Source organism: Nonomuraea sp. NPDC003201, from assembly GCF_053590415.1.
Genome location: NZ_JBSFTC010000355.1, coordinates 1 through 10,554, shown reverse-complemented (window position 1 = coordinate 10,554; position 10,554 = coordinate 1). Strand labels below are relative to the sequence as shown.

Genomic DNA, 10,554 nt, shown 5'->3' with positions numbered 1-10,554 from the left:
CCCGCGCCCGCCGGCCCGGCCACGACGGCGCCGCCGGCCTCCACCGCCGATCGGATCGCCGCGAGCTGGGATTCCCGACCGGCGAAGGGCCACAGATGACGCACAGAGGGATGGTACGGGCGAACGTTTGAGTAGGCCATGCTCTATGCGGGACCTCGCAGGGCGGGAGACGGTCTGCACATGACCGCGATGCCATCCCGCGCCCACCTCACCCCACTTGTACGGAAATATCTGGACGATGAGGGCGCCGAGGTGGAGTCCATCCGCGTGGAGCCGATCGACCACATGTCCGGCACCCCGTCCACCGGCGGCCTGCGCCGGGTCAGCGGCACGACCGCGTCCGGCCGCACCTGGTCCTTCTTCGTCAAATCCCTCCATTCCGCCCGGCACTGGGCGAACATCGAGGTGATCCCCGAGCCCGCCCGCACGGAGTTCGTCGCCGGGTTCCCGTGGCGGACCGAGGCCGACGTGTACACCTCCGGCCTGCCCCTCCCGCCCGGGCTGCGGCTGCCCCGCCTGTTCCTGGTCGACGACCTCGGCGACGAGCGCCTCGACCTGTGGCTGGAGGATGTGCGCACCGCCCCCGGGGAGTGGGACCTGACCAGGTACGCCGCCGCGGCCCGCGCGCTGGGCCGGCTCGCCGGGCAGCGTCCCGCCGACGACTCCCGCCCCCGTACGGCGCTGCGGACCTACGTCGGCCAGTTGCTCACCCAGCACGCGCTGCCCATCCTGCGCGACCCCGCCCCCTGGCGGCATCCGCTCGTCGCCGCGCACGCCGACCCGCTCCTGCAGATGGACCTGGACACCCTGGCCCGCCGCATCCCCGCGCTGCTCGCGGCCGCGGACCGCCTGCCGCACACCATGGCGCACGGCGACGCCGGGCCGCAGAACCTCCTCGTGCCCGCCGACGACCCCGGCCGGTTCGTGGCCATCGACTGGGGCTGGCAGGACCCGGTGCCGATCGGCTTCGACCTCGGCCAGCTGCTCGTGGGCCTGGCGCACGACGGCCTGACCGAGCCCGGCGAGCTGCCCGTGATCCATCGCGCGATCCTGGCCGCGTACCAGCGAGGGCTGGCCGACGAAGGCGTGCCCGCCGGCGACGCCGCGGCCGGGTACGTCACCACGCTGGTCCTGCGCAGCGCCTTCACCGCGATCCCCGCCGAGCGCCTCGGCGAGCCGGTCACCGACGACCTGCGCGAGCTGTTCCGCAAGCGCGTCGGCCTGGCCCGCTTCATCGCCGACCTCGGCCTCGCGCTCTGATACATCAAGAAATTAAATAAGTCTCTGATATATTTTGCCGTCGACGGCACCTGAGCAGGAGACGACGATGAGCGACGAGACCCGGAGCCCGCTGGCGCCGGAGCCGATCCACGTGCCCGACGACGTGCTCGCCGACCTGCGGCGGCGCCTGGAGCTGACCCGCTGGCCGGACGACGCGGGCAACGACGACTGGAGCTACGGCGTCAACCGCGCCTACCTGCGGGAGCTCGTCGACTACTGGCACACCGGCTACGACTGGCGCAAGGCCGAGGCCGCGATCAACGCCTACGAGCACTACCGCGTCGAGGTCGACGGCGTCCCCGTGCACTTCATGCGCAAGCCCGGCGTCGGCCCGAGCCCGACGCCGCTGATCCTCACCCACGGCTGGCCGTGGACGTTCTGGCACTGGTCCAAGGTCATCGACCCGCTGGCCGACCCCGGCGCGCACGGCGGCGACCCGGCCGAGGCCTTCGACGTCATCGTCCCCTCGTTCCCCGGCTTCGGCTTCTCCACGCCGCTGCCGGACCACCCGGACATGAACTTCTGGAAGGTCGCCGACCTCTGGCACATCCTCATGACCCGGGTCCTCGGCCACGAGAGGTACGCCGCCGCCGGCTGCGACGTCGGAGCCATGGTCACGGGGCAGCTCGGGCACAAGTACGCCGCCGAGCTGCACGGCATCCACATCGGCTCCGGGCAGAAGCTCACGCTGTTCAACGGCGACCGGGCCTGGGACCTCAGCGGCGGGCAGCCCATCCCCGAGGGCCTGCCCGCCGACGTCCACGCCCGGATCGTCGCCCTGGACAGGCGCTTCGCCGTCCACCTCGCCGCCCACGTCCTGGCCCCGAGCACGCTCTCCTACGGCCTGACCGACTCGCCCGCCGGAATGCTCGCCTGGATCCTGGAGCGCTGGGCCAGTTGGAGCGACAATGGCGGCGACCTGGAGTCGGTCTTCACCAAGGACGACCTGCTCACCCACGCGATGATCTTCTGGGTGAGCAATTCGATCGGCACCTCGATCCGCACGTACGCCAACAACAACCGCTACCCGTGGACCCCCTCCCACGACCGGCAGCCGCCCGTCGAGGCCCCCACGGGCATCACCTTCGTCGGCTACGAGAACCCGCCCGGCGTCACCACCGACCAGCGCGTACGACACTTCGCCGGGAGCGACCGCGGCGCCTGGTACAACCACGTCAACCTGACCGTCCACGACCACGGCGGCCACTTCATCCCGTGGGAGATCCCCGGGGAGTGGGTCGACGACCTGCGGCGCACGTTCCGCGGCCGCCGGTAGCTCACCGGCTCCCGCGCAGCCGCAGTTCCACGTGCGCGTGGCGGAACGGCACGGGCATGCCGTACGCCGCCGCCAGGTCCGCGTCCTCGGCGCGGACGAAGTCCAGCACCAGGCTGTCCTTGACCCCGAACACGGCGTCCGAGTCGAGGTAAGGCGACTCGGAGACGAACACGTGCGTGGTGAGCGGCGCGTGGCCGTCGGCGCCGGCGATGAAGTGGATGTGCGCGGGCCGGTAGGGGTGGCGGCCCGCCGCCGCCAGGAGCTCCCCGACCGGCCCGTCGTCGGGGATCGGGTACGGGGCCGGAAGGATCGTGCGGAACGCGAAACGTCCCTGGTCGTCGCAGGTGAACAGGCCGCGCAGGTGTCCGGTGGGGACGTCGTCCCGCTGCACGTCGTAGAAGCCCTTCTCGTCGGCCTGCCAGACGTCCACGACCGCGCCGGGGAGGGGGTCGCCGCCGGCCGCGAGCACCTGCCCGGTGACGAGCGTCGGCTCGCCGCCGGGCGCCAGGGAGATCGGATCCCCGAGCCGCCGCGGCGGGGAGTCGACCATGTGGAACGGCCCCAGGACGGTGGAGTCCGTGGCCCCGGCGGGCGCCCGGTTGGCCATGGTGTCGACGAGCATCGACAGGCCGAGCACGTCCGACAGCAGGACGAACTCCTGGCGGGTGTCGTCGCAGGTCTGCCCGGTCCTGGTGAGGAAGCCGACGGCCGCGTCGAGCTCGGCCTGGGTGAGCTCGACGTCCTTGGCGAAGGCGTGCAGGTGACGGACGAGGCTGGTGAGGACCTGCCGCAGCCGGACGTCACGGGCGCCGGCGAACGACGCCGCGACGACGTCCTCGGAACGCTCTTCGGAGAACCGAACGGGAGTCTGTGACATCGTGATCACGTCCTGGCGGCGTTGGGGGCGTTGTTGGGGGCGTTGTCCCCCAGCATGACCATGGCCGGCGGAGCGCCGCTACCCGCGGAGGTCCGCCGGGGTCCACCCGGCGGTGCCCGCCACGATCCGGACGGCCGCGCGGGCCAGCGGCTCCAGCCCCGCCACGTCGATCTTGTCGATCGTGTCGGCCGAGTCGAACAGGTACATCGGCGCCGACAGGAAGTGCACCAGCGGCACCCCCTCGGGATGGAAGAACGCGCCGTCCGTCGGCGGCATCGGCGAGAACACGTCCGGGGGCAGGACGAACGACCGCCGCAGGTCCTCCGCCTCCAGCGTCGCGGCGACCAGCTTCTCCAGCCGGGGGGCTCGTGTCGTGAACCACCATCTGATCTCGGGCTCGGCGGTCGGCACGAGCGCGCCGTCCACCGCCTCGCAGCGGAGCGCGGCGTGCTCCAGGTGCAGTTCGAGCACGACGCCGGCCAGCTCCGGCCGGTGGCGGTCGATGAAGGCGCGGGTGCCGGCCGCGTGGGCCATGTGCCCGGAGGTGAGCAGGAACGTCAGGTTGTGCGGGCGCTCCTCGGCCGGGACGCGGGCCCAGTGGCGGGCGGCGGCCAGGACGAGGGCCAGGCCGGAGGCGTCTTCCACGGCCGAGGCCCACGGGGCGTCGTGGTGTGAGGCGACGATGACCGTATGGGGCGAGCTGCCCGGGAGGGTGGCGACCACGTTGTGGGTGATCACGGTGTCGGTGGCGGACTCGGCGATCAGCTCCCCCTCGCACGGGAGGCGGTCCAGGAGCCGGCGCGCGTCCGTCCCGGACAGCCACAGTGCGGGGATGGGCCGCTCGACCGCGTCGTACGGCACGTAGTAGTCGCGGGTCTCCCAGGGGAGGCCGGTCAGCGCGCCGATGAAGCCCGCGGCCCCTGCGGCCAGGGCGGGCTCGACGACCTCCATCATCCGCGGGCCGAACGGGATCGTCTGGACGAGGGTGTCGAAGACGCCCTCGGGGTCGTACGCCGAGGTGGCGAGCGTCTTGACGTACGACTGCGGCAGCTCGCTGAAGGTCACCTCGTCCACGACGATGTCGCCCGGCCGGGCGTCGGCGAGCCGCGCGATCCGGCCCCGCAGGCCGCCGGTCGGCGCGGTGTGGGGCAGCGGCATGCCGGTCCACGAGGTGCCGTCGTCGAGGCGCAGCAGCCCGGTGCCCGGCTGCCAGCGCGGCACCTCGACCGGTTCGAGCGTGACCTCCAGGCCGAACTCCGCCAGGCGTTCCGCAAGCCACCGCTCGGTCCACGCGTCCGCCGGGTAGCCGGGGCGGCGGACGCCCTGGCCCACGACGGTCTCGATCCAGCCCAGCATCTCCGCCGCGGAAGGCACGTGCTCCATGGCCACGATCCAACCATTGACACGACCCACTTGTGAAGCGAGAGTTTCGGTCATCCGTACAAATTCTGGAGGCTGTATGAAGTTCGTCGTGGCCGCCGTCGCGCTCGTACTCGGGCTCCTGGCCAGGCCGGCCCAGGCCGCGGACACCATCGAGGCGCACTACAAGGTCGCGGGCCCGTGGACGGTCGCGACCGCCGACGAGACCGGATACAAGCTCTACTACCCGGCCGACCTCGGGGCGGGCGGCTTCAAGCACCCGATCATCACCTGGGGCAACGGGACCAACGCGGTGCCCACGCAGTATCCGGGGCTGCTCAACCAGCTGGCCTCCTGGGGGTTCGCCGTGGTCGCCTCCACCGACACCACGACGGGCACCGGGTCCGAGATGATCGCCGCGGCCCAGTACCTGATCGACCGGAACACCGACAGCTCCAGCGTCTTCTACGGCAAGCTCGACGTGACCAAGGTCGGCGCGGTCGGCCACTCCCAGGGTGCGGGCGGTTCGGTGAACACCGCCACCAAGTCCGGCGGGCTCATCGACACCGTCGTCCCCATCGCGCTGCCCGCCCCGATCTGGGTGAGCGCGGGCGACGCGTTCCACGTGGACCAGCTGACCTGCCCCGTGCTGTTCGTCAGCGGGTCCAGCGACACGATCATCTCCCCCAACTCGGCGCTGCAGACGTACTACGGCCAGGTCCCGGGCGCGGCGGCCAAGGCGCTGCTCAAGGGCGCCGGCCACAACACGATCCAGGGCACGGGCGGCGGCTTCCTCGGCTACGTGACGGCGTGGCTGATGTACCAGCTCCAGGGCGACACGTACGCGCGCGGCGCCTTCGCGGGCACCTCTCCCGAGATCAACACCAACGCCAACTGGCAGAACCAGGTCGAGAAGAACCTGCCTTGAGGAAAACGGATGGCCGCCCGGCGCTCGGCGCGCGACCATGCCTCCCATGGACGTCATCGCCGAAGCGGTCGAGTTGATCAGGAACGCCACCTGTCCGGGCGACTACGACCAGGCGTGGGAACTCGTGGGCAAGGCCACGGAGGATCGACCGAAGACACCGTGCACGCCTCGATCGCGCGGACGCTGGGCTGCACGGGCGACGAACGGGCCGTGCCCGAGCTGCTGCGCCTGGCCGAGCACCCCGACGAGGACGTGCGCTTCTACGTCGCGTGGTCGCTGCCGCTGGGCCGCGCGGACGACGCGGTGATCGAGGCGCTGATCCGGCTGACCACCGACCCCGAGGACGAGGTGCGGGACTGGGCGACGTTCGCCCTGGGGACCCAGTGCCAGGCGGACAGCCGGGCGATCCGGGAGGCGCTGTGGGCCCGGGTCGGCGATCAGGACACCGAGGCGCGTGAGGAGGCGATCGCCGGGCTGGCCCGCCGTCGTGATCGCCGCGTCGTGCCGCATGCCGCCCGCCTGCTGGACAACGGCGGGTTCAGCCCCAACACGCTGACGGCGATCGCCTGCCTCGGGGATCCGGCGCTGGTGCCGTACCTGGAGGACTTCGAGGAGGACCGGGGCATCACCGATGCGCTGGTCGAGTGCGATCCGGCGCGGCGCGCGGCGCGCGACGCCTTCGCCGCCGGTCTGGCCGAGGCCCTGCACGCGCGCCTGCCCGAGCTCGACTTCGGCGTGTACGGCGAGCTCTGCGAGGCCGGGCTCACCCTGGCGGCGTCCGGCTACATCTGGTCGGTCGAGCGGCTCCGCGACCGGGTGAGCGGACACCCGGTGCGCGCCGCCGACCTCGTCGCCGCCCAACTCTCACCAAGCGAGTCCCCGAGCGACGCCCCCTGAGCCCGCGAGTCGCCTGACGGCCCGCCCGCAGCACGAAGGCGGCGCCAGGTTGGCGATCAGCGCGGCCGTAGCGCGAAGGCGGCGCGCGGGTTGGCGATCAGCGCGGCCTTGGCCGCCTCGCCGAGCCCTTCCGCCTCCAGCCGCGGCACGAACCGCTCCAGCAGGTACGTCAGCCCCGGCCCGCCACCCAGCCCCGGCCAGTACGACCGCCGCGCCAGGTCCATCCCGAACAGCAGCCGATCCCCCAGCCCGCGCCCGGCCAGCTCGGCGACGAGCGCCACGATCCCGCTGTCGGGCCCGTACTTGATCCGCCCGGGGCGGTCGAAGGCCAGGTACGCCCCCCTCTCCGCCAATGACGTGAGATATCCGGCGTCGGGATTGTGGTCGATGTGCCCGAGCACCACCCGATCGGCCTCCACGCCGTGCGAGGACAGCGCGTCCAGCAGCTCGTGCCCCATCGTGCCCTTGTCGCAGTGCGTGACGACCGGCACGCCGGTGCGCAGGGCGGCCGCGGCCACCGCGCCGATCAGCCGCTCCACCCCCCGTCCGAACGCGTGGTACGAAGTCGCGATCTTGATGGCTCCGGCCCGCGCCGGCGACCGCCGCACCAGCGGCCCGACCAGCCCGTACTCGTCCATGCCCAGCTCGATCTCGGCCACCAGCAGCTCGGCGATCTCGTCGGCCGAGTAGTGGTGCAGCCAGTGGGCGTCGCTGTAGTAGGTGCTCTTGTGGAAGCCGGTCACCGCGATCACGTGCAGCCCGGTCCGCTCGGCCAGCGCCTTCATCAGCGACGGGCTGCGGCCGAACCCGAGCGGCGTCATCTCGACCACCGCGGACAGCCCCAGCCGCCGGGCCGCCGTCACCTCCGCGACGGCCGCGTCCAGGGAGTCGAGCCGGTAGTCGGGCTCGTTGCGGACGGGCCAGTCACCGGTCATGAAAAAGTGCTCATGCGCATAGGTGAGGCCGATCTCCTCGACGTCCCCCAGCACCGTACGAACCGTCACAGGAGCGCTCCTTCCTCACGAAGCCGGGCGCGCAGCAGGTCCACATCCACCGCCGCGGGCTCCACCCCGGCCTGTACGGCCAGCGCCGCCGCCGTCCCGGCCGCCTGCCCCATCGCCATGCACTGGCCCATCGACCGGGCCGAGGCGTGCGCGTCGTGCGTGGCCGACAGGCACCGCCCCGCGACGATCAGCCCCTCGACCTCGACCGGCAGCAGGCACCGGTACGGGATCCCGTAGGTGCCGTAGTCGTGCACGTACTCCCACCGGGTGGCCGCCCCGGCGGCGTGGTCCTCAATGGGGGCGCCGCACCGGGCGATCGTGTCGGGAAAATCCCTCCCGGCCAACACATCATCAGAAGTCAGGACATATCGTCCGACGAGGCGCCGCGACTCCCGCACCCCGATCCGCACGGACGTGCTGAGCAGCACCGCCGACTCGTACCCGGGCACCTTGGCCCGCAGGAAGCGGACGTACTCCCGCACCTGCGCACGTCCCTCGCGTTCGGCGCGCGACAGCTCGAACGGGTCGGTCGGGTCGAGCCCGATCACTCGGGTCAGGTTGGTGTGCACGATCCCGTCGTTGACGGTCCTGTGCACGGAGCCCTCGCGCCTGGGCAGGTCGGCGTCGGCCATCAGCGCGTGCAGCTCGGCCGTGCTGGTGGCCGACAGGTCCACCCCGCCCATCCGGAACGTGGCCGTCATCGGCTGCGAGCGCATGCTCGGCCGCTCCAGCGTGGCCCCGGCCCGCCAGGCCACCTCGCCGTCGCCCGTCGCGTCCACGACCACCCGGGCCCTGACCAGGAACCGGCCGGCCACGGTCTCCACCTCGACCCCGGTCCCCGGCACGTACGCGCACACCCGCGCGTGCAGCAGCACGCCGGCGCCGGAGGTGAGCTCGTCCCAGACGAGCTTGAGCTCCTCCGGCTCGTACGTGACGCCGGTGCCGGCCCCGTACGTGTTGGGCCGCTCGAAGGCGGCTCCGGCGGAGAAGAGCCGTTCGCACACCTCCCAGCCGATCCCGCCGACGACCCGCCGCGAGACCGGGCCGGGGGCGTAGAAGCCGTAAAAGGTGTCGAGCACGGCGACGCCGGTGCCGCCGAGGAAGCCGGCCGGCTCCACCAGCAGGCACGACGCGCCGGAGCGGACCGCCGCCACGGCCGCCGCGCACCCGGCGCTGCCGCCACCGGCGACGACCACGTCGCCTTCCCACAGGACGTTCACCGCAGATGCCACCCTCCGTCGACGGGAATGACCGCGCCCGTGGTCCGCCCCGACGAGGGCGAGAGCAGCCACAGCACGGCCTGCGCGACCTCCTCCGGCCCGCAGGGGCTCGCGCCGAGGGGCATCAGCGCGGGCATCCTGGCCTGGACTGCGGCGGACGTGCGGGCGCGGACGCTCATCGGCGTGGCCACCAGGCCGGCCGCGACCAGGTTGACCCGCACCCCGCGCGGCGCGGCCTCGCGGGCGGCGGTCCTGATCAGCGGGATCAGCGCGCCCTTGGCCGAGGCGTAGGCCACGGTGCGGAAGTCGTCGTCGATCGACGTGCCGAGCGCCGAGCCGATCACCACGATCGACCCGCCCTCGGGCAGCGCGGGGATCGCCGCGCGCAGCAGCCGGAACACCGACTCGTGGTTGACCCGGTGCACCTCCTGCCAGGCCTCGTCGGTGCACTCGGTCACGCCGCCGTCGCCGAGCCTGCGGCCGGACATGCCGACCGCGTGCACGACTCCGGCCAGCCGCCCGTGCCGGGCCGTGGCCTGGGCCAGCGCCTTCTCGACCCCACCGGGCTCGGTGATGTCGATGCCGTCGGCGAGGTCCACGCCGTACGCGCTCGTGCCGGACGCCTCGACCGCCTCCACGCAGGCGCGGCCGATGCCGCCGTCCGAGCCCGCCACCAGGACGGCGCTCATGGCTTCCTGAGCACGGCGGCGGCGCGGCGGGCGTGTTCGAGGTAGGCGGCCTCGAAGAGCTCTTCGGAGCGGGGTCCGCCGACGAGCTTGGCGCTGGAGATGACCGGCGGCGTCCAGCCGCCCGCGACCAGCAGCTCGGCCGTGCGCACCTTGATCTCGTTGACCACGGAGACGGCCGCCAGCGTGCTGCCGGGGCCGACCGGCTCGGCCAGCCCTTCGACGTGGCACAGCGCGTCGCCGACCGGGGTGCGCAGGTCGACCACCACGTCGGCGTGGTCGGCCAGCCGGGTGCCGCTGGGGTGTCCGGGCTCGACGGCCATGGTCTCGTTTATCGAGGTCACGGCCACGACGGAGAGGCCCGCCTTGCGCAGGCCCATCGCCATCTCGATGGGCACGGCGTTCAGCCCGCTGACGCTGAAGACGATGGCCGCGTCGCTCGGCCGCAGCTCGAAGTTGTCCAGGATGGCCTCGGCCAGCCCTTCGACGCGTTCGATGAACATGGCCTGGCGCATCCCGTTCGAGCCGGCCACCTGGGTGTAGAAGGTCGTGGACAGGTCGACGATGGGGTGGAAGCCGGGGTAGGAGCCGTAGCGGGGGAACATCTCCTCCACGCCCATCCGCGAATGTCCGGTACCGAACGTGTGCACCACTCCTCCGCCGAGGATCGCCTCAGAGGCGATGCGAGCGGCTTCGGCGAGGGCGTCCTCCTGTGTCCGTTCGATCTCGCCGAGCAGCTCCATGGCGCGGCTTATCCACTTCATCCAGATCTCCTCCCATAGAGTGCGGCGCCGATGGCCCCCGCCATCGGGCCGAGTACGGCGGGCAGCACCGTGACGTCTCCGATCAGCGGTCGTCTGCGCGCGAGTTCGTTGTGCAGGGTGAATCGCATGAGGTCGAGCGCGCCGGAGACGCCGCCGCCGACGACCACCGAGCCGACGCCGAAGAACGCGGCCGCGTCGCCCAGCGCCACGCCGAGCGCCCATCCGGCCTGCTCGAACACCTGGGCCGCGCGCTCGTCCCCGG

Annotated in this window: 11 protein-coding genes; 4 read left to right on the top strand and 7 right to left on the bottom strand. The window is 72.5% G+C overall.

Annotated features, from left to right (window positions below; translation table 11 throughout):
* Positions 1 to 180 precede the first annotated feature (180 nt).
* Both ACWDX9_RS53635 and ACWDX9_RS53630 read left to right on the top strand, forming a co-directional pair.
* Positions 181 to 1,260 (top strand): hypothetical protein, encoded by a 1,080-nt coding sequence (locus ACWDX9_RS53635; RefSeq protein ID WP_449969895.1) that lies wholly within the window; start codon positions 181 to 183, stop codon positions 1,258 to 1,260.
* 67 nt (positions 1,261 to 1,327) lie between these two features.
* Positions 1,328 to 2,557 carry an epoxide hydrolase family protein gene (locus tag ACWDX9_RS53630; protein WP_449969893.1) on the top strand — a complete coding sequence of 410 codons (1,230 nt, stop codon included), beginning with the start codon at positions 1,328 to 1,330 and terminating at the stop codon, positions 2,555 to 2,557.
* Position 2,558: 1 nt separating this feature from the next.
* Here ACWDX9_RS53630 and ACWDX9_RS53625 read toward each other — a convergent pair whose 3' ends face one another.
* Positions 2,559 to 3,434: a dioxygenase family protein gene (locus ACWDX9_RS53625; RefSeq protein ID WP_449969891.1), complete on the bottom strand. Its 876-nt coding sequence runs from the start codon at positions 3,432 to 3,434 to the stop codon at positions 2,559 to 2,561.
* 78 nt (positions 3,435 to 3,512) lie between these two features.
* Entirely contained in the window at positions 3,513 to 4,817 is a 1,305-nt protein-coding gene (locus ACWDX9_RS53620; RefSeq protein WP_449969889.1) for a M28 family peptidase, read from the bottom strand.
* Between the two features lie 76 nt (positions 4,818 to 4,893).
* On the opposite strand from ACWDX9_RS53620, the gene ACWDX9_RS53615 reads away from it, so the two are divergent.
* Both ACWDX9_RS53615 and ACWDX9_RS53610 read left to right on the top strand, forming a co-directional pair.
* Positions 4,894 to 5,721 carry an alpha/beta hydrolase family protein gene (locus ACWDX9_RS53615; RefSeq protein WP_449969887.1) on the top strand — a complete coding sequence of 276 codons (828 nt, stop codon included), beginning with the start codon at positions 4,894 to 4,896 and terminating at the stop codon, positions 5,719 to 5,721.
* Positions 5,722 to 5,880: 159 nt separating this feature from the next.
* A complete protein-coding gene (locus tag ACWDX9_RS53610) occupies positions 5,881 to 6,618 on the top strand; it encodes a HEAT repeat domain-containing protein (protein ID WP_449969884.1) in 738 nt (245 codons plus the stop codon).
* Between the two features lie 56 nt (positions 6,619 to 6,674).
* On the opposite strand, the gene ACWDX9_RS53605 is transcribed toward ACWDX9_RS53610, so the two are convergent.
* The 5 genes from ACWDX9_RS53605 to ACWDX9_RS53585 all read right to left on the bottom strand — a co-directional run.
* A complete protein-coding gene (locus ACWDX9_RS53605) occupies positions 6,675 to 7,622 on the bottom strand; it encodes a phosphotriesterase family protein (RefSeq protein WP_449969881.1) in 948 nt (315 codons plus the stop codon).
* The gene (locus ACWDX9_RS53600) at positions 7,619 to 8,842 is read right to left on the bottom strand and encodes an FAD-dependent oxidoreductase (protein ID WP_449969878.1); all 1,224 of its coding nucleotides are present in this window, start codon (positions 8,840 to 8,842) and stop codon (positions 7,619 to 7,621) included. Before ACWDX9_RS53600 ends, ACWDX9_RS53605 begins: the two co-directional genes overlap by 4 nt.
* On the bottom strand, positions 8,839 to 9,531 hold the full coding sequence (locus ACWDX9_RS53595; protein ID WP_449969875.1) for an SDR family NAD(P)-dependent oxidoreductase: 693 nt from the start codon (positions 9,529 to 9,531) through the stop codon (positions 8,839 to 8,841). Before ACWDX9_RS53595 ends, ACWDX9_RS53600 begins: the two co-directional genes overlap by 4 nt.
* Positions 9,528 to 10,292 (bottom strand): sugar isomerase domain-containing protein, encoded by a 765-nt coding sequence (locus ACWDX9_RS53590; protein ID WP_449969873.1) that lies wholly within the window; start codon positions 10,290 to 10,292, stop codon positions 9,528 to 9,530. Before ACWDX9_RS53590 ends, ACWDX9_RS53595 begins: the two co-directional genes overlap by 4 nt.
* On the bottom strand, positions 10,289 to 10,554 hold a 266-nt coding region (locus ACWDX9_RS53585; RefSeq protein WP_449969870.1), incomplete at its 5' end, for an ROK family protein. The genes ACWDX9_RS53585 and ACWDX9_RS53590, both read right to left, overlap by 4 nt.